This is a genomic window from Terriglobus aquaticus (genome assembly GCF_025685415.1).
Classification (GTDB): Bacteria; Acidobacteriota; Terriglobia; order Terriglobales; family Acidobacteriaceae; genus Terriglobus; species Terriglobus aquaticus.
In genome coordinates this window covers 443,685-460,986 of sequence record NZ_JAGSYB010000001.1, presented here as the reverse complement: position 1 = coordinate 460,986, position 17,302 = coordinate 443,685, and the positions used below count along the sequence as shown (strand labels likewise).

Sequence of the window (17,302 nt, the reverse complement as noted above, 5' to 3'; positions counted from 1 at the left end):
AGGGCGAAGCTTAGGGCTTGGCTGGCGCTTTGTCTGCCGTGGGTGCTATGCCGATCCGCACCTTGGCAGCGTGCGGGACCGCGATCTTCTCCAACGCTTGCTGTTCCCGCGCCTGTTCTCGGCGGTTTTCGGGGCTAAGCGGAGGCAGGTTGTACACCTCGAGCGTGCGGTCCTGCAGGACGGCAACGTGCTGTCCGTCAGGTGATAGATCGAAGTTGAGGCCGGCGCGCTGGGCCGGCGTGACAGGCACCCGAAGAAGCTCGACTCCGCCCTGGAACTCATACACGCGCACCGTCTGGGTATGGTGGTCGGCGGGGTGATCCTCGTCCTGCGTCGAGATGCTCGGTTCCTGTGCATTGCGGAAGGCGAATCGACCCGAGTCGCCGGAGGCAGTGCTGAGCGCGGACCAGAGCGGCGGGTCGTCGGTGGTGAAGACCCAGTTGGCCTGCGCGAGCATATCGAATCCGGAGAGGAGACGGCGGTCGTCCATACCGCGGCAGCCGGTGGCGACAAAGGTGGATTCCGAGACCCACTGCGCCTCGGGCCGGCAGGTCGAGGTGAGGCCGGCCAACTCGATCTTTCCGCCCGCGAAGGGGTGGAAGTCAAACCCCCAGTGCTGGCGATCTTCCTTGACCACGTCGAGGAAACCGCGCGAGGTAAAGGGCACCTCGACTGGCCGGCTGATCTCAGTCTTGGCAAATTCGAGAAGTTGCGGATGGTCGTCGTCGGAGACGCGATAAAAGGTCGCCTGCACGGGCGGGTGATCCAGCGGCTGAGTCGGATCGTCACCGATGTGGCGCTTGGGCGTGGTCTGGATGAGCACGGTCGCACCGTCCGGACTGACTTGTATGGCGGCAAGCTCGCCGTCTGGCTTGAGCATGCTGTGGCGGTGCATGGTGGCGTGCGGCCGCATGGGATCAACAAAGAAAAGTTCGTTGCGAATGCGAAGCATGAAGCGGCCGTGGGTGAGAGGCCACAGGTAGCGTGCCTGGTCATGCACGCGCCACTCAGCCTGCCGGATCACGGCGCCATCGGGCAGGTGAACGACGATCGCTTCGATCAGGCGGTCCTGGTCGCCTTCGGGGTCGTCCTGTTCGCGTGGAACCAGTTTGTGCGCGGCGAAGGTGAGCAGGACATTGTCGTTGTCGATGAAGTCGAGCGTGTTGTGCGCGAAGCCTTCGCGCAGAAGCATGGCCGCGGTGACAGGACGGTAGCCGAGGGTGTCCAGCGGAATGCGATACGCAGGTGTGGCCGGAGAAGGACGCGGTGCAGACGCTCCCACCATGACAGCGAGATCAGGAACGGCGTCGCGAGCTCCGGCGGCGAAGCACACAGGCAGGCTCGCTAACGTTGCCATTACCGTAAGCAGCCGGAGTCGCATTGCCCCTATGGTAACGAACGGCGGACAGGGCCGGAGCGGTCACGGAGGACCATGATGGCGTCATGGAACGCCGCTACCGGTACTCTGAAATGCAGTGAACACCGAGCAAAGGATGGTACGACGGGATCCTCGCATGGGCTTTCTGGCCTGCGGGTCTGCCGCGTTTTTGTGGGGACTGGGATTCTTTTTCGGCAAGATCGCGCTGCGAGAGCTGCCCGTGCCGTTCATGGTGCTGTACCGCTTCCTGTTTGCGGCGGTAGCGGTGCTGCCGTTTCTGCCGCGGGAGCGGGCGCGGTTTACGGGCCGGGACTGGGTCACCCTGAGCGTGGGCGCTCTGTTTGGCATTCCGATTCAGTTCCTGGTCGAGTTCTACGGCCTGGCGCACACTACATTGGCCCACGCGGCGCTGATGGTGGGGACAATGCCCGTGATCCTGGCGGTGGGCGCGTCCATGTTTCTGGGCGAGCGGCTGGACCGCGTGGGCTGGCTGGCGTTGGCGGGTTCGAGCGCGGGTGCGGGCCTGATTGCGTTGAGCCATTCCTCGTCGACGGAGGGCGAGGCGACCGTGCTGGGCGATGCCCTGGTGATCCTGGCGATGCTGGTGGCACTGATCTGGGTGTTGACGAATCGTCGGCTGATGGACCGGCATAGCCCGGCAGCGGTAAGCAGCTATGGCCTGCTGCTGGGCACGGCCATGCTGCTAGTGATTGTGGTGAGTTACGCAGGATTGCCGCCGGTGCACCACGTGAGCCTGAATGCCTGGCTGGCCCTGGCGGGCAGCGGCGCGCTGTGCACTACGGCGACTACGCTGCTGTGGAACTGGGGCATGACTCGGGTGCCGGCGTCACAGGCGGGCGTGTTGCTGAACCTGGAGCCGATGATCGGATCGGCGCTGAGCGTGTGGGTCTTCGGCGAGCGGATGGGTTGGACGGCGTGGGTTGGCGCCGGGCTGATCGTGGGGTTCGCGACGCTGCTGACCGCACGCCACAGCAGCGGTGCCGATGCAACACCCACGGTGCAGACGCCTGCCCTGATAGTGGAATGAGCCTCCCTTGCCTGCGCCGATTGGCCCCGGTAGGCTGACGGTATGCGATTCCGCACACGACTGTGCCAGACCCTGGCTGTGGCTGCGCTGCTTGCAGCGTGCACAGCTGCGCGGGCGGAGGAGCGCGTCACGCTGCGAAATGGCTTCAGCCTGACGTGCGATCACCGCGAGGTGCTGGATGCAGAGCACGTGCGACTGTACCTGAGCGCCGGGTCGGGCAATTACATGGACGTTTCTGCGGACGCGATCGCCTCGGCGGAACGGGACGCGCCAGCGCCGACAATGTCTAATGCCGTTGACGGTCGCGTGGCTCCTGCGAGCAGAACGATCGCGGGCAGCGCCTCTGCAATGGCCTTGAATGTAGATGAGCTGATCCAGCAGAACGGGGCTGCCCGGCAGATCAACGTGGACTTGTTGCGCAGCGTGGTGAACGCCGAGAGTGGTGGGCACGTCCACGCCGTTTCACGCACCGGCGCGCAGGGGCTGATGCAGTTGATGCCCGGAACAGCGCGGGCTCTGGGAGTGAAGGACAGCTTTGCGCCGGAACAGAACGTGCGCGGAGGGACGGACTACCTGGACAGCCTCTTACGGCGATACCACGACGACCTGCCGCTGGCGCTGGCGGCCTACAACGCCGGACCGGGAGCGGTAGACCGGTACCACGGCGTGCCGCCGTATCGCGAAACGCGGCTATATGTAGCCAGGATCATCCGCGAGTTCAATCGGAGGACGCTGCTGGCGCAGCATGCTGCGGCTGCGCTTGCGGTGGGAGTCGCGCCCGGACGATGACCGAGACAAAGCAGAAAAGTTCTGGCCGCGCCCTGGTGGTGCTTGCCATCGTGCTGTTGCTGGCGAGCCTGGGTGTGTGGTGGGCGCGGCGACGCGGACTGACGTTCGATGTTCACGAGTTTCTGCGGCAGATGCAGGGTGTGGCGTGGTGGCACATCGTCGCTGGCATCCTGTTGATTTATGGCAGCTACGTGGTGCGCGGCTACCGCTGGTCGGTGTTCATGCGCCGGCAGCGAGAGGTTGGACCGCTGTTTCTGCTGGGCCCGCAGTTCACCGGCTTTACGGCGGTTGCGATCTTCGGTCGCATCGCCGATCTTTCGCGCCCATACCTGATTGCGCGAAAGTCGCAGACCTCCCTGCCGAGCCAGATCGCGGTGTACACCCTGGAGCGGATGTTCGACCTCGGCGCCGCGGCCCTCATCTTTTCGACCGCGCTGGCGTTCACACCGTCCACCATGCCGCACCACGAAATCTTTGTACGCGTGGGCGTGGTGAGCCTGGCGGGAACGCTGTTTCTGGCGGGCTTCGCGGTGGCGATCCGGGTGGCGGGAGTAGGCCTCGCTTCGGCACTAGGGCAGCTTGGATCGCGCATCTCGCCGAAACTTGGCACCGGCCTGAAGGAGAAAGTGCTGACCTTTCGTGATGGCCTGGAAGGCATAGGTTCTTTCGGCGTAGCCGCATGGGCTGGCGCGCTGAGTGTATTTCAGTGGCTTCTGATCGCGCTGTCCTACGTGCAGACGGTGCACGCGTTCGCAGCGGAACCGACGCTGGCAGGATTGTCTTTTGCGAGCACGATGCTGCTGATGGGCGCATCGATGGGCAGTTCCCTGCTGCAGCTACCGGTGTTGGGCTGGTTTACCCAGATCGGGGCGACGGCGGCGTCGATGCACGGTTTCTACGGCACGCCGCTGGCGACCGCCACGGCTTGCGGCGCGCTGCTGCTGATCGTGAATATCCTTTGCGTCATTCCGGCGGGACTGATCTATGCGCGGCTGGATGGGGTGAGCCTGACGGACCTGAAGACGCGGAGCGAGTCGGCAGAGGAGGCATTGGCATGAGGTGCCCATTCTGCGGCTACTCGCAGGACAAAGTGGTGGATTCGCGCGAAAGCAAAGAGGCGGATTCCATTCGCCGCCGGCGCGAATGCGAGCGGTGCAACAAGCGATTCACCACTTACGAGCGGATCGATGAGATTCCGTACATGGTGGTGAAAAAGGATGGGCGGCGCGAGAAGTTCGACCGGCAGAAGGTGCTGAGCGGGCTGCTGCACTCGTGCCAGAAGCGGCCCATCTCCACCGCGAAGCTGCAGCAACTGGTGGACGAGGCCGAAGCGTACGTGGTGGATTCGCCAGACCGCGAGCGGACCACGACGGAACTGGGCGAACTGCTGATGAACCGGCTCCGGGACATGGATACGGTGGCATACATCCGGTTTGCGTCGGTGTACCGCGATTTCAAAGACGTGCGGGAGTTTGAGACGGAGCTGCGGGAGTTGCTGTCGAGCTCGCCGCGGCGTCGCTCGCACAGTTCGCTGTAACCTTCTGTTCAACCTAGTGACGAGCGGCTGCATCCCAAGACGGATGCGACGCCTCATACTCCCTGCTGCTGTGTGTTTTGGAACGATGTTCGGTCTGGCCGGGTGCAAGCCGGATGGCGCGATTCGCCAGGGTGCAGTCGTCGATCGCGGCAGCGACATCAAGTACGATCCCGCGCCCAACGCGGCGAGCACCGGCACGGTAACGGGCGTGGTTCAGTTTGCGGGAGCCGCACCGGCCCGCGTACCCATCGACATGAGTCAGGATCCAGCGTGCTCGCTTGCGGGGCAGCCGAACCTGTCGGAACAGGTGATCGTGGATCATGGGCACCTGGCGAACGTCTTCGTGTACGTGAAGGGCGCTCCGCACTTGAAGGCCCCCGTGGAACCCGTAGTGATCGACCAGCATGGTTGCCGCTTCCAGCCGCACGTGGTCGCGGTTGCGGCGGGCGGATCGGTGGAGTTCCGCAACTCCGATCCCGCGATGCACAACGTTCACTCGATGGCGGTGCAGGCGGGCAATCGCAATGTGGACCTGTCGCAGGGTCCGGGCGCGAAGCCGGAGCGCCTGTTCTACCGCGAACCGGAGAACATGGTTCCGGTACGCTGCAACAACCACCCGTGGATGAATGCATTCATCAACGTGGCGCCAAGCGTGTTCTTTGCCGTAACCGCGCCAGACGGGAGCTTCAGCATCAGCGGCCTGCCCGAGGGAAGCTACGACGTGGTGTTTGTGCATGAGAAGCTTGGCGAGCGCCATGCGCAGGTGAACATCAAGCCGCAGACGAACTCGTCCGTCACTGTGACATACAAAGCGCAATAGGAGATCTGCATGCACGTTGGAGTTCTCAGCTTCGGTCCCACGCACGTGTTTCCGCTGTGGTTCCTGGTGATTAGCCTGTTTCTGCCGCGGCTCAGCCTGCTGGTCTGGTGGTGGGACCATCAACACGGGAATGTGCTGGCCATTCCGATTCTGCCTACGGTGATCGCACTAATCGTGCCGCGGGCCCTGATCCTGTACATGCTGTACACGGACAGCGGCATCTCAGGATGGTTCCTGATTCACGCCATAGCGGCGGTGATTGCGTGGTACGGCATCGGCGGAAGGTATGTGCAGCGCCGCTGGTCGGACGACGTTTAGACCGGGCGAGATGGCATAACTGGCAGGAGAGGGCACAGCCAAGGCTGTGCCCTTTGTTCGTGCAAGAACGGCGCGTTCGCGCAGCGAGTGAAAGAGGTCCGAGCATGGGCTGCGCCGGTTCACGTATTCTTGACAGACCGAACGAGACGTAAAGGAACACCGCACGTGGAGCGAAGACGGGTAGGCATTCTGGGTGCAACCGGCACCGTTGGCCAACGATTTGTGCAACTGCTGGAGCGGCACCCGTGGTTTGAGGTGGCGTGGCTGGCCGCCAGCGACCGCTCTGCCGGAAAGACGTACCGCGAGGCATGCGCCTGGAAGCTGGATACGCCCATGCCGCAGCGCGTGGCAGAGATGGTGGTGCAGCCGAACACGCCTGCTGCGGCGGGTGGGGCACTGCCGAAGATCATCTTTGCGGCACTGGACACCGACATTGCGCGCGAATTGGAGCCGCAGTTTGCGGCAGCCGGGTGCGCGGTGATTTCCAACTCAAGCGCGTTCCGCATGACAGCCGACGTGCCGCTGGTGGTGCCTGAGGTGAATGGCGATCACCTGAGCCTGCTGGAGTCGCAGGAGGTGCGGCGTGCAAGTGGCGGATACATCGTCACGAACCCGAACTGCTCCGCGATCGGGCTGGTGCTGGCACTGAAGCCGCTGGAGCAGCGCTTCGGCATCGAGAGCCTGTTTGTGAGCACCATGCAGGCGGTCAGCGGCGCCGGCTACCCCGGCGTGCCGTCGCTCGACATCTTGGGCAATGTGGTGCCGTTCATCCGGAATGAAGAAGAGAAGATGCAGGAAGAGGTCGGCAAGCTGCTGGGCCGGTATACCGGATCGGCGGTGGACCCGCTCTCTGCGAAGGTGAGCGCGCATTGCAATCGCGTCGCGGTGATCGATGGTCATACGGAGTGCGTCAGCATCAAGCTGAAGACGCCGGCAACGCGGGACGAGGTCCTGGAGGCGTGGCGGAGCTTCCGGCCGTTGGACGGCAAGCAGTTCCCTTCCGCGCCGGACACGCCCGTGATCTACACCGACGCGCCAGACCGGCCGCAGCCCCGGCTGGACGTAAACGCCGGGAATGGCATGAGCACGACGGTCGGCCGGTTGCGGCCCTGCACGCTGCTGGACTGGAAGTTCGTTCTGCTGAGCCACAACACCTTGCGTGGCGCGGCAGGCGCGGCGGTGCTGAACGCCGAGGTGCTGGCGCGTAGCGGCAAGCTGCCGAAGGACGCGGCATGAGCGGGAACGCGGGTTTGTTGCGCGGCGACGTGGTGGTGATGAAGTTTGGCGGCACGTCCGTCGAAGACGCGGTCGCGATTGCGAGGACGGCCGGCATTGTCGCCGGCCGGCGCGACAGGAACCTGCGCCCGTTTGTAGTGGTTTCCGCAATGGCCAAGGTGACGGATTCCTTGCTCGCTGCTGCTGCTGCCGCGGGCCGGGGCGATCGCGCGGGAGCGCTGGCATTGAGCCAGCGGCTGCGCGGACGACACCTCGAGACTGCGGCAAAGCTGGTGAGCGCGGCGGCGGATGTGCCGCTGTCGAACGCACTGCATGCGGAGTTCGACGCCTTGGACGATCTGCTGCGCGGGATCGCGGCGGTGGGCGAACTGACCCCGCGCACGACCGACCTGGTGGTCAGCTTTGGCGAGCGGCTTTCGAGCCGCATTGTCGCGGCGGCGTTTTTGAATGCAGGGCTGGACGCCGCGCATGTGGACGCGCGCACCTGCATCGTCACAGACGACAGCTTCGGCAAGGCAGTGCCGCAGGAAGCAATGATCGAGAAGGCGATGGAGCAGGTTGCGTTGCCCTTGCTGAACGAGGGCAAGCTGCCCGTGATGGGCGGCTTTATCGGGGCGACCGAGGCTGGCGTTACAACCACGCTGGGGCGTGGTGGCAGCGACTTCTCTGCCGCACTGGTGGGTGGCGCGTTGCGAAGCGGCGCGATTGAGATCTGGACCGACGTGGACGGGATCATGACCACGGACCCGCGCATCTGCCCCGACGCTCTGCGCGTGAAGACGGTGAGCTTCGAGGAGGCGGCTGAGCTTGCCTATTTCGGCGCGAAAGTACTGCACCCCGCGACCATCCTGCCGGCGGTGCAGCAGAACATCCCGGTGTGGGTGCTGAACTCGCGAAATCCGACCAACGAGGGCACACGCATTACGGCGGTGGCTCCGCCATGCAAGTCGCCGTTCAAGTGCATTGCGGTCAAGAAGCGGTTGACGATTGTGGACATCGTCGCGAGCCGGATGTTGATGTCGCACGGGTACCTGAAGGCTGTGTTCGACGTATTCGACAAGCACCACGTTGTGATCGACATGGTCTCGACGAGCGAGGTGTCGATATCCGTAACGGTGGACACGAGCGATCGCCTGCCTGCGATTGCGGCGGACCTGCGGCAGATCGCGGATGTGAAGTTCGAGAGCAATAAGGCACTGATCTGCATGGTCGGCGAGGACATTCGCGGACACAACGGCATTGCCGGCAAGGTGTTTACCGCGGTGGGGCACGTGAACGTGCGCATGATCTCGCAGGGTGCAAGCGAGATCAACATGAGTTTCATGATCGAGGAAGAAGATGTGGAGGAGGCGGTGCGCTCGTTGCATGCGGCATTCTTCACGGATCCCGATCCGGCGATCTTTGACGTGGACGCCATGACAGCGTCCAAGCAGTAGCGGGCACGGCTCTGCCGACCGTAGTACCGAGGAGAAACACATGCGGATTCTGGTTCTGGGTCACGGCAAGACGGGCAACCTGGTTGCAGAGGTGGCGCACGAGCGCGGCCACGGCGTGCACGTGCTGGACGCGAAAGAGAACCCGAACGGCGCAGCGCTGACCGCCCCGTTTGTGGCGGGGTTCGACGTGGCGATCGACTTCACGACTCCGGAAGCGGTGCAGACGAATCTGCGTGCGCTGCTGGCAAACGGGGCCAAGGTGGTGGTGGGCACTACGGGCTGGTACGGCAGCCTGCGCGACATGCGCGACCTGGCGGAGCGTCGCAGTGCGAGCCTGCTCTACGGCACCAACTTTTCCGTTGGTGTGCAGATGATGCTTCAGCTTGCGAAAGAAATGGCAACATCTCTGCGCGACGCGGGGTACACGTTTGCGATCGAAGAGACGCACCACGTGACGAAGCTGGACGCGCCTTCCGGCACCGCGATCTCTCTGCAGCAGGCGGTGAGTGCGGGCCCGAATGAGGTGCCGATCACGTCGAAGCGCGAGGGTGATGCGGCGGGCTTGCACATCCTTGAAGCGCGTAGCGACGCGGACCGTATCGTTTTAACGCATGAGGCGTTCTCTCGGCGTGGATTTGCCGAAGGCGCGGTGCGCGCGGCGGAGTGGCTGGCCGGGCGGACTGGCGTGTATGACTTTCGGGACGTGTACGCGCAGTTGAAGCGGTAGAGGCGCAGGTGGGCCCGGACTGCGGTCCGGGAGCGCACGGCACGGGCTCAGCAGCTTAGACTGAGTGCCATGAGCACCGTTGAAGCCCCTGCCAAGCCGTTTGGAACATTGACCTTTGAAGAAAAGCTGGACCGGCTGGCGCTGGTTGCGGTGCGTGTTGGTCTCAACCTGCAACCCGAGCAGGAAGTGGTGATCAGCGCTTCGCTGGATCACGTGCCGTTCGTCCGGCGCATCACCGAACACGCCTACAAGGCCGGCGCCAAGGCGGTGACGACGCTGTACGCGGACGATGAGACGATCCTGGCGCGCTATAAGTACGCGCCTGACGCGAGCTTTGACTTCACGCCGAAGTGGCTCGCCGACGGCATTGCGGCGGCGTATGGTTCGGGTGCGGCTCGGTTGGGCATCGCGGGTGCCAATCCAGCGCTGCTGAAGGACCAAGATCCGGCCAAGGTGAGCCGGGCCAACGTGGCGACGAGCAAGGCGATGAAGCCCGCGATGGAACCGATCACACGGCATGCGATCAATTGGTCGATCCTGGCCGGTGCGACGCCCGCGTGGGCGAAGCTGGTCTTCCCTCATCTGCACGAGGCGGAGGCTGTACCGGCGCTCTGGGAGGCAATCTTCAAAGCATCGCGCATCACGGGTGACGATCCAGTGGCGGATTGGAAACAGCATGGGCAGAACATTGCAGCGCAAGTAGATCGGCTGAATGAGAAGCGATACAGTGCCCTGCACTTCCGCGGGCCGGGCACAGACCTGACCGTCGGCCTGGCGGATGATCACCTCTGGGCCGGCGGCGGTGGCGTGTGCGGCAACGGCATCTTCTGCAACGCGAACATCCCGACGGAAGAGTGCTTCACCACGCCGCACAAGGATCGCGTGAGTGGGACGGTGAGCGCGTCGAAGCCGCTGTCGCATCAGGGCACGCTGATCGAAAACATCCAGGTACGGTTTGAAGGCGGCCGCATCGTGGAGGCGAACGCCTCGGCTGGGCAGGATGCGCTGCGGAAGCTGATCAGCGTCGACGAGGGTGCCTCGCGATTGGGTGAGGTGGCCCTGGTGCCGCACTCCTCGCCAATCGCACAGAGCGGCCTGTTGTTCTGGAACACGTTGTTCGACGAGAACGCGGCGAGCCACATCGCGCTGGGCCAGGCGTACGCCACCTGCATTCGCGAAGGCGAGCACATGGACGAAGCGACACTGGCCGCGAAGGGCGCGAACACCAGCCTGATTCACGTGGACTGGATGATCGGGTCGGGCGAGGTGGACGTGGACGGCGTGCGCACGGATGGCACGAGCGAGCCGCTGATGCGGCAAGGCGAGTGGGTCTAGTTCGGTGAGCGTTGAAGCTCGAACCCTGCCGACCGGCCGGATGGAGGCGTTCTCTGACGGTGTGATTGCGGTGATCATCACCATCATGGTGCTGGAGCTGCACGTGCCACACACCGATGGCTGGCCGGCGGTGCGTGAGATCGCGCCGCGGTTGGGCGTGTACTTCCTGAGCTTCGTGATGATCGGCATTTACTGGCTGAATCATCACGAGCTGCTGCGCAGGGTGGAGCGGGTTCACTACTCCACCCTGCTGACGAACCTGCTGTGGCTATTCATCTCGTCGCTCATTCCGCTGTCGACGGAGTACGTGGACGAGAAGCAGTTCAGCGCGTTTGCCGTGATGCAGTATGCCGTGATGATGCTGCTGACCGGCGCGAGCTTTGGCCTGCTGAGGATGACGCTGCTGCGTGTGCAGCGGCAGACCGGCACGTTTGGCGAGAACGATCGTGCCGAGGTCGCGAAACATGTGGGCTCGCTGCTGCTGTACGTCGTCGCAGTTCCTGCGGCTTACTGGCACCCGCTGTTCTCGCTTGCGCTTACGGCGTCGGTCACGGTGATCTGGATCGCACCTTGGCTGGGCACGCAGCACGTGGCGCGTATGCACGCGCCGCTCCCGCGTTCGTCGAAGGGAGAATCGCGGTAGACTCGACTGCGGAAATGAAGACACAGGAAGACCTCGGCGGCGTTGGTACGGCACTCGTTACACCCTTTTACGCGGACGGATCGCTGGATCTGCAGTCGCTGCGATTGCTGACCGAGTGGCAGATCGCTAGCGGCATCTCGCTGCTGGTGGCGTGCGGGTCGACAGGCGAAGCGGCAACGCTTTCTGAAGACGAGACGCTGCAAGTAGTGCAGACGGTAGTCGAGGCTGCCGCCGGGCGCGTGCCGGTGTTTGCAGGATGCACCCACAACAGCACGGCTGAGGCAGTGCGCAGGGCAAAGGCATTGGCCGCGGTGCCGGGCGTGGGCGGAATCCTGACCGCGAACCCGTACTACAGCAAGCCAAACCAGCGCGGGCAGTTCCTGCACTTCAAAGCGGTGGCGGATGCGGTCGCGCCAGTGCCGGTGCTGCTGTACAACATCCCCGGGCGAACGGCGGCGAACCTGGAGCCTGCTACGGTCGTCGAGCTGGCCGGGGCTTGCCCGAACATCGTGGGCGTGAAGGAATCCAGCGGGAGCATGCCGCAGATCACGGATCTGATCGCGCGCGTTCCGGCGGGCATTCGGGTGTTTGCCGGGGACGACTACCTGGCGTTGCCGGTGTTGGCGGCCGGTGGAGTGGGCGTGATCTCGGTAGTGTCCAATGCAGCGCCGACCGAGGTTGTTCGCATGGCGCGCAGCGCTGCCGAAGCTGACTGGAGCACCGCGCATACGTTGGGACGCAAGCTTGCGCCGCTGACAACCGCGCTGTTTCGCGAGCCCAATCCGTGCCCGGTGAAGTCGCTACTCCACAGCATCGGGCGGATCGAGAGCGATGCGGTGCGTCTGCCGTTGGTGCCGGTCACGGAAGCGCTGCGCGATGAGTTGCAGCGGCTGCTGCAGGAAGTGGGAGCTTAGCTCTCTTTATTAATCCAGCGTGGCGAACCAGCCGGCATAGGGCGAGTTACGCACCATGTGCCGGTTGTAGTCGGGAGCGCCGTCAGTCCACCAGGGCTTTCCGCGTTCGCCGAGGGCGTGCTTGGCGGCGTCCACCCGCCGGCGTGCCAGCTCCCGTGCTTCAAGATCGCCAGCGCGCATGGCTCGTCCTTTGGCGCTCCGTGCCTGCATCAGTTCGTGCACGAGCTTTAGCCGCTCGTCCTCCGAGAGATGCGGGTTGGGACAACGCCACAAGCGGCCGCGAACGACGAAGTAGCGGCCATCCGGTGTCGTCGGATAGTGGTGTGGCGCAGCCATCGTGGGCTGAGATGCCGGCGCGCACCGGGACGATTGATAAACTCGCGATATGACCCCGGTTGCAGACGTTTCCGCTGGCTCGCTTCAGAGCCGGATTGAGCATTTTTTCGCGCTTGGCGCGGCCGCCGCGCAGGAGCGCGAAGCCCTGGACAGCTTTCATGAGTTGCGGGAAGCTCTGGAGCGCGGAACGCTGCGTTCCGCCGAGCCGGACGCTGCAAGCGCCTTGGGCTGGAAGGTGAACGCCTGGGTAAAGCGGGGCATCCTGCTGGGCTTTCGGCTGGGCGCGATGACGGAAATGGGTGCGGGGTCGTTTGTGGACAAGCACACGTATCCGGCGCGGGTGTGGACGGCAGAAGACGGCGTGCGGATTGTGCCGGGCGGATCGTCGGTGAGGTCGGGTGCGTACCTGGCTGCCGGCGTGGTCTGCATGCCGCCCATGTATGTGAACGTGGGAGCGTATGTGGACGAGGGCACGATGGTCGACTCGCACGCGCTGGTGGGAAGCTGCGCGCAGATTGGCCGGCGCGTTCACTTGAGTGCGGCGGCGCAGATCGGTGGTGTGCTGGAGCCGGTGAATGCAACGCCGGTGATCATCGAAGATGACGTTCTGGTGGGCGGCAACACTGGCGTGTACGAAGGCACGATCGTGCGCAAGGGCGCGGTGCTGGCTGCCGGTACGATTCTGACTCGCGGGACCCCCGTGTACGACGTGGTGAACGACACCGTGCTGCGCGCCTCCGCGGAGTCGCCGCTCATCATCCCGGAGGGAGCCGTGGTTGTGCCTGGGTCCCGCGCCGTGACCAAGGGAAGCACGCAGGGACTGAGCGTGTACACGCCCATCATCGTGAAGTATCGCGACAGCAAAACCGAACTATCTCTGGTGTTGGAAGACCTGCTGCGCTAGGCTGTCGGCACTCCTATGCAGATCACACACGCTCTGGTCGGCAAAGACGGCTTCCGCTTACGTGGTGAGGAGATGTCGCGGATCGACGGCTTTTCCGACGTGGTGTTCGGCTTCGCACTGACACTGATTGTGGCGTCGCTGGAAGTGCCGAAGACCTTCGACGAACTGCAGGATGTCCTGCTGGGGTTCCTGCCGTTCTCCATCTGCTTCTTGTTCCTGATGACGGTCTGGCTGTCGCACTTCCGATTCTTCCGCAGGTTCGGCCTGCACGATCTGGCGACCATCGTCATCAATGCGGCCCTGCTGTTTACCGTGTTGTTTTACGTGTACCCGCTCAAGTTCCTGTTCACGCTGTTCACCTCGCAGTTCTACACGGAGCACACGGAACACCACCCGATCACCCATGCGTACCAGTTCCGCCAGCTTACGGTTACGTACGCGCTCGGGTTCACTGCCATCTACCTCTTCCTCTTTCTGTTGAACTGGAATGGCTGGCGGCAGCGCGATGCCCTGCAACTGGACGAACTGGAGCGGCTGATCGTCCGGGGTGAGATGGTCGATCTAGGTGCTACTGCCTGCTGTGGCGTTGCCGTCGCCATCGTCGCGATGCTGATCGCTCCGCAGCACGCGATGGCCGCCTGCTACCTTTTCGGCCTGATCGGTATCTGGAAGACGATTACGGGATCCTACTTTGGTAAACGTATCCGCGTTCTGCAGCGGCAGGCGCGGCCAACCGGCTCTCTGCATAGCGCCCTGCCCTCCTGACGCGGCGAGGATCGGTAAACGATCGGCCACCCGGAGCGGCGTGCCGGGTTCACTTCGGCTCGAAATTGCTCGGCGCGATCGCTCGAACGGCCCATGCCGTCACGACAGCGGTGTTACGCTGAAGTCGAATGAGTCTGGAAACGTTGAAGATTGTACCCCTGGGCGGCCTGGGGGAGTTCGGCATGAACTGCATGGCCGTTCAATGGAAGGACGACATCGTCGTAATCGATGCCGGCCTGATGTTCCCTGAGGATGACATGCTCGGCGTGAACATCGTCGTGCCTGACATCAGCTTTCTGACAGAGAACCGCGAGAAGGTGCGCGGCATTCTGTTGACCCACGGGCATGAGGATCACATTGGCGGCCTGCCGTGGATCCTGAGCGAGCTGAACGTGCCGGTGTACGGCACCGAGTTCACGCTGACGCTGGTGGAAGGCAAGCTGGAAGAGCACAAGCTGCTGGACGATGCCGACCTGATCGAAATGTTACCGGGCTCGAGCTTTGAGCTTGGGCCGTTCCGCGTCTCGCCACTGCGCGTGACGCATTCGCTGGTGGACTGCGTGGCGCTGGCGATCCGCACGCCGGTCGGCACCATCGTGCACACGGGCGACTTCAAGATTGATCTGTCGAGCCCGGACGGACACCCGTTCGATCTGCAGAGTTTCGCCGAGCTGGGCAAAGAGGGCGTTCTGCTGCTGATGCAGGACTCCACCAACGTGGATCGGCCTGGCTTTACGCCGGGAGAGTTGGCGGTCCTGCCGCGTCTGGATGAGATCTTTGCGCGGACCGAGCGCCGGCTGTTCTTTACGTGCTTCTCGTCTTCGATCCACCGGATCAAGCTGGCCATGGACCTGGCGCACAAGCATGGCCGCAAGGTCGCGCTGATCGGCCGCTCCATGGACAACGCTACGGAGATTGCGCAGGATCTGGGCTATATCGACCCGCCGCCCGGCCTGCTGATTCATAGCGGACAGTTGAAAGACATGCCGCCGGAGAAGGTGTGTGTGCTGATCAGCGGAACGCAGGGCGAGCCGATGAGCGCGCTGAGCCGGGCCGCGGTGGACAACCACAAGCATGCGCGCATTGAAGCGGGTGACACCGTGGTGTTCTCATCGCGTGTGATCCCGGGCAATGAGAAGCCGATTTACAACGTGATCGATCACCTGTACCGCCGCAAAGCGCGCGTGATTCACGACGACGGCCGGTCCGGCCTGATTCACGTGAGCGGACACGCATCGCAGGAAGAGCTGCGGCTGATGATCAACCTCTTGCGCCCGAAGTACTTCATTCCCGTGCACGGCGACTACCGGCATCTGACGCAGCACGTGGAAGTGGCGGTGGGCACCGGGATTCCTCAGCAGGCGATGCTGGTGGAAGACGGCGAAGTCATCGAGCTGACCGCCGGCAGCATGAGCAAGACGGGCAAGGTGGCAACCGGACGTGTGTTGATCGATTCGGGATCGGCGACTGAGGCCGTGGAAGAGATGATCATCCGCGACCGCAAGCACCTGAGTGAGGGCGGCCTGGTCCTGGCGATCATCACCATCGACAAGATGACCGGACGACAGCAAGGCGCGCCAGAGATTGTGACACGCGGCTTTGCGGTGAATGAACAAGCCATGGCGACCGAGCTGCGGCAGACGATTGCGCATACGATCGAGTCGAGCTCGATTGAGGAGCGGCGCGACTGGATGCTGATTAAGGAAAAGGTACGGTCGGACCTGAAGCGGCAGATCCAGAAGAGCACCGGTCGTCGGCCGATGATCATGCCTGTCATCCTGGAGATCTGACCCTGAACGCTGCGCCTGTGGAGGCCTGGTCCTAGATCGATGCCGCGTCGCTTTCCACGTCCGCGATCCATCCTGAAACGACGGCACCGCGATGTCGGAGTCGCTGCGACCGGACGTTCCCTGCTGGGCGAACGTCTGGGTGCGCGGTACGATGAGGCGCGCGACCGCTACGGCGCGGGCTGGGTATGGAGCGGCATCGCTGTTTTTGTTGTCGCCCTGCTGCTGCTGATCACGTGGCCATTGATTCACGTCCACCTGCAGGCGCTGACCGCGCTGAAGCTGATGAGCGGCGACACGGTACCCGCGCCGATTCGCGCGATCACGGTTGAGCCGTTCACCACGCAGGATCTGACTCTGCAAACCGATGCCGGGCCGGTGCTGGCGCGCATGTACACGCCGGTGAAGCACCCGAACGCGCCCGGGCTGGTGGTGTTTCATGGTGTGCACCACCTGGGCATGAACGAGCCAAGGCTGATGAGCTTTGCGAGCGCGATGGCGAGCGTTGGGCTGCAAGTGCTGACGCCGGAGCTGCCGGACATCAAGGACTACCACATCAGCGAAAGCAGTGTTGCGGTCATCGGTTCGTCCACCAAATGGTTTGCACAGCGCAAGGGCAAGCCGGTGGGCGTGCTGGGATTGAGCTTCAGCGGCGGCCTGTCGCTGGTGGCGGCGGCAAATCCGGCGTACCGGCCATCGATGAAGGTGCTGCTGGCCGTGGGTGCGCAGGATGCGATGGAGCGCGTTGCGGCGTACTACCGCACCGGCGAAGCACCGCGTCCCGACGGTTCGCTGGAGACGCTGCCTGCGCACGAATACGGTCCGCTGGTTCTGGAATACGAGCACGTGGAAGAGTTTGTGCCCAGCGGCGACACTGAGGCGATTCGCAAAGTGCTGCGCGCCCACCTGTACGAGGACAAGCAGGCCGAGCAGGACGCGATGGAAGACCTGTCTCCCCGGCAACAGGCTGAGGCAGCGGAACTGATGGACGCCGGCAGCACCGCTGTGCAGGCCATGCTGCGGACCAGTGCGCTGCGTCACCAGAAGGAACTTGCCGGCCTGTCGCCCGAGACGCACCTTGGCGAGCTGACGGTGCCGGTCTTTCTGCTGCACGGCGAGGCAGACAACATCATTCCCGCCGCCGAGACGCTGTGGATGGCGAGCGAACTGCGCAGCACCACGCTTCAGGCAGCGCTCGTGAGCCCCGTGCTCTCGCACATCGACATGCAGAAGTCGCCAAGCGCCTGGGATGAGTTTCAGTTGGTTCACTTCATGGCGCGAGTGCTGCACGCAATCGAGCGCTGAGGCGCAGCGGGTACGGCGCGTGAA

General features: G+C 63.7%; 18 protein-coding genes. 16 read left to right on the top strand and 2 right to left on the bottom strand.

Features of this window, described 5'->3' with window-relative positions; translation table 11 throughout:
* Nucleotides 1–10: 10 nt before the first annotated feature.
* The gene (locus OHL12_RS02075; RefSeq protein ID WP_263412185.1) at nt 11–1,357 is read right to left on the bottom strand and encodes a hypothetical protein; all 1,347 of its coding nucleotides are present in this window, start codon (nt 1,355–1,357) and stop codon (nt 11–13) included.
* Nucleotides 1,358–1,514: 157 nt separating this feature from the next.
* Here OHL12_RS02075 and OHL12_RS02070 point away from each other — a divergent pair, with 157 nt between their 5' ends.
* The 12 genes from OHL12_RS02070 to dapA all read left to right on the top strand — a co-directional run bounded on the left by OHL12_RS02070 (nt 1,515) and on the right by dapA (nt 12,181).
* Entirely contained in the window at nt 1,515–2,426 is a 912-nt protein-coding gene (locus OHL12_RS02070; RefSeq protein ID WP_263412184.1) for a DMT family transporter, read from the top strand.
* A 42-nt stretch (nt 2,427–2,468) separates the two neighbouring features.
* Nucleotides 2,469–3,215, top strand: coding sequence for a lytic transglycosylase domain-containing protein (locus OHL12_RS02065; RefSeq protein ID WP_263412183.1), 747 nt, complete (start codon nt 2,469–2,471; stop codon nt 3,213–3,215).
* Nucleotides 3,212–4,273 (top strand): lysylphosphatidylglycerol synthase transmembrane domain-containing protein, encoded by a 1,062-nt coding sequence (locus tag OHL12_RS02060; RefSeq protein WP_263412182.1) that lies wholly within the window; start codon nt 3,212–3,214, stop codon nt 4,271–4,273. Before OHL12_RS02065 ends, OHL12_RS02060 begins: the two co-directional genes overlap by 4 nt.
* Nucleotides 4,270–4,752, top strand: coding sequence for a transcriptional regulator NrdR (gene nrdR / locus OHL12_RS02055; protein WP_263412181.1), 483 nt, complete (start codon nt 4,270–4,272; stop codon nt 4,750–4,752). The genes OHL12_RS02060 and nrdR overlap by 4 nt, the downstream gene beginning before the upstream one ends.
* A gap of 85 nt (nt 4,753–4,837) precedes the next feature.
* Entirely contained in the window at nt 4,838–5,572 is a 735-nt protein-coding gene (locus OHL12_RS02050) for a cupredoxin domain-containing protein (RefSeq protein ID WP_263412180.1), read from the top strand.
* A 9-nt stretch (nt 5,573–5,581) separates the two neighbouring features.
* Nucleotides 5,582–5,890: a hypothetical protein gene (locus OHL12_RS02045; RefSeq protein ID WP_263412179.1), complete on the top strand. Its 309-nt coding sequence runs from the start codon at nt 5,582–5,584 to the stop codon at nt 5,888–5,890.
* A 165-nt stretch (nt 5,891–6,055) separates the two neighbouring features.
* Nucleotides 6,056–7,126, top strand: a complete 1,071-nt coding sequence (gene asd / locus OHL12_RS02040; RefSeq protein ID WP_263412178.1) for an aspartate-semialdehyde dehydrogenase — start codon at nt 6,056–6,058, stop codon at nt 7,124–7,126.
* Entirely contained in the window at nt 7,123–8,562 is a 1,440-nt protein-coding gene (lysC, locus tag OHL12_RS02035) for a lysine-sensitive aspartokinase 3 (protein ID WP_263412177.1), read from the top strand. The genes asd and lysC overlap by 4 nt, the downstream gene beginning before the upstream one ends.
* A 40-nt stretch (nt 8,563–8,602) precedes the next feature.
* Nucleotides 8,603–9,289, top strand: a complete 687-nt coding sequence (locus OHL12_RS02030) for a 4-hydroxy-tetrahydrodipicolinate reductase (protein ID WP_263412176.1) — start codon at nt 8,603–8,605, stop codon at nt 9,287–9,289.
* 69 nt (nt 9,290–9,358) lie between these two features.
* A complete protein-coding gene (locus tag OHL12_RS02025) occupies nt 9,359–10,624 on the top strand; it encodes an aminopeptidase (RefSeq protein WP_263412175.1) in 1,266 nt (421 codons plus the stop codon).
* A gap of 4 nt (nt 10,625–10,628) precedes the next feature.
* Complete coding sequence (locus OHL12_RS02020; protein ID WP_263412174.1) at nt 10,629–11,267, top strand: TMEM175 family protein; 639 nt, start codon at nt 10,629–10,631, stop codon at nt 11,265–11,267.
* 14 nt (nt 11,268–11,281) lie between these two features.
* The gene (gene dapA / locus OHL12_RS02015) at nt 11,282–12,181 is read left to right on the top strand and encodes a 4-hydroxy-tetrahydrodipicolinate synthase (RefSeq protein ID WP_263412173.1); all 900 of its coding nucleotides are present in this window, start codon (nt 11,282–11,284) and stop codon (nt 12,179–12,181) included.
* Nucleotides 12,182–12,190: 9 nt separating this feature from the next.
* On the opposite strand, the gene OHL12_RS02010 is transcribed toward dapA, so the two are convergent.
* Nucleotides 12,191–12,517 carry a hypothetical protein gene (locus OHL12_RS02010; RefSeq protein ID WP_263412172.1) on the bottom strand — a complete coding sequence of 109 codons (327 nt, stop codon included), beginning with the start codon at nt 12,515–12,517 and terminating at the stop codon, nt 12,191–12,193.
* A gap of 49 nt (nt 12,518–12,566) precedes the next feature.
* Here OHL12_RS02010 and OHL12_RS02005 point away from each other — a divergent pair, with 49 nt between their 5' ends.
* The 4 genes from OHL12_RS02005 (at nt 12,567) to OHL12_RS01990 (ending at nt 17,278) form a co-directional block, all read left to right on the top strand.
* Nucleotides 12,567–13,421 (top strand): 2,3,4,5-tetrahydropyridine-2,6-dicarboxylate N-succinyltransferase, encoded by an 855-nt coding sequence (locus OHL12_RS02005; protein WP_263412171.1) that lies wholly within the window; start codon nt 12,567–12,569, stop codon nt 13,419–13,421.
* Nucleotides 13,422–13,436: 15 nt separating this feature from the next.
* On the top strand, nt 13,437–14,186 hold the full coding sequence (locus tag OHL12_RS02000; RefSeq protein ID WP_263412170.1) for a TMEM175 family protein: 750 nt from the start codon (nt 13,437–13,439) through the stop codon (nt 14,184–14,186).
* 128 nt (nt 14,187–14,314) lie between these two features.
* Nucleotides 14,315–15,976: a ribonuclease J gene (locus tag OHL12_RS01995; RefSeq protein WP_263412169.1), complete on the top strand. Its 1,662-nt coding sequence runs from the start codon at nt 14,315–14,317 to the stop codon at nt 15,974–15,976.
* A gap of 39 nt (nt 15,977–16,015) precedes the next feature.
* Nucleotides 16,016–17,278 carry an alpha/beta hydrolase family protein gene (locus OHL12_RS01990; protein WP_263412168.1) on the top strand — a complete coding sequence of 421 codons (1,263 nt, stop codon included), beginning with the start codon at nt 16,016–16,018 and terminating at the stop codon, nt 17,276–17,278.
* The last annotated feature ends 24 nt before the right edge of the window (nt 17,279–17,302 follow it).

Coding starts and splice junctions, on each gene's coding strand:
- OHL12_RS02075 (WP_263412185.1), bottom strand. CDS start 1,357: ATGGCAACGTTAGCGAGCCTGCCTGTGTGCTTCGCCGCCGGAGCTCGC.
- OHL12_RS02070 (WP_263412184.1), top strand. CDS start 1,515: ATGGGCTTTCTGGCCTGCGGGTCTGCCGCGTTTTTGTGGGGACTGGGA.
- OHL12_RS02065 (WP_263412183.1), top strand. CDS start 2,469: ATGCGATTCCGCACACGACTGTGCCAGACCCTGGCTGTGGCTGCGCTG.
- OHL12_RS02060 (WP_263412182.1), top strand. CDS start 3,212: ATGACCGAGACAAAGCAGAAAAGTTCTGGCCGCGCCCTGGTGGTGCTT.
- nrdR (WP_263412181.1), top strand. CDS start 4,270: ATGAGGTGCCCATTCTGCGGCTACTCGCAGGACAAAGTGGTGGATTCG.
- OHL12_RS02050 (WP_263412180.1), top strand. CDS start 4,838: ATGTTCGGTCTGGCCGGGTGCAAGCCGGATGGCGCGATTCGCCAGGGT.
- OHL12_RS02045 (WP_263412179.1), top strand. CDS start 5,582: ATGCACGTTGGAGTTCTCAGCTTCGGTCCCACGCACGTGTTTCCGCTG.
- lysC (WP_263412177.1), top strand. CDS start 7,123: ATGAGCGGGAACGCGGGTTTGTTGCGCGGCGACGTGGTGGTGATGAAG.
- OHL12_RS02030 (WP_263412176.1), top strand. CDS start 8,603: ATGCGGATTCTGGTTCTGGGTCACGGCAAGACGGGCAACCTGGTTGCA.
- OHL12_RS02025 (WP_263412175.1), top strand. CDS start 9,359: ATGAGCACCGTTGAAGCCCCTGCCAAGCCGTTTGGAACATTGACCTTT.
- dapA (WP_263412173.1), top strand. CDS start 11,282: ATGAAGACACAGGAAGACCTCGGCGGCGTTGGTACGGCACTCGTTACA.
- OHL12_RS02010 (WP_263412172.1), bottom strand. CDS start 12,517: ATGGCTGCGCCACACCACTATCCGACGACACCGGATGGCCGCTACTTC.
- OHL12_RS02005 (WP_263412171.1), top strand. CDS start 12,567: ATGACCCCGGTTGCAGACGTTTCCGCTGGCTCGCTTCAGAGCCGGATT.
- OHL12_RS02000 (WP_263412170.1), top strand. CDS start 13,437: ATGCAGATCACACACGCTCTGGTCGGCAAAGACGGCTTCCGCTTACGT.
- OHL12_RS01995 (WP_263412169.1), top strand. CDS start 14,315: ATGAGTCTGGAAACGTTGAAGATTGTACCCCTGGGCGGCCTGGGGGAG.
- OHL12_RS01990 (WP_263412168.1), top strand. CDS start 16,016: ATGCCGCGTCGCTTTCCACGTCCGCGATCCATCCTGAAACGACGGCAC.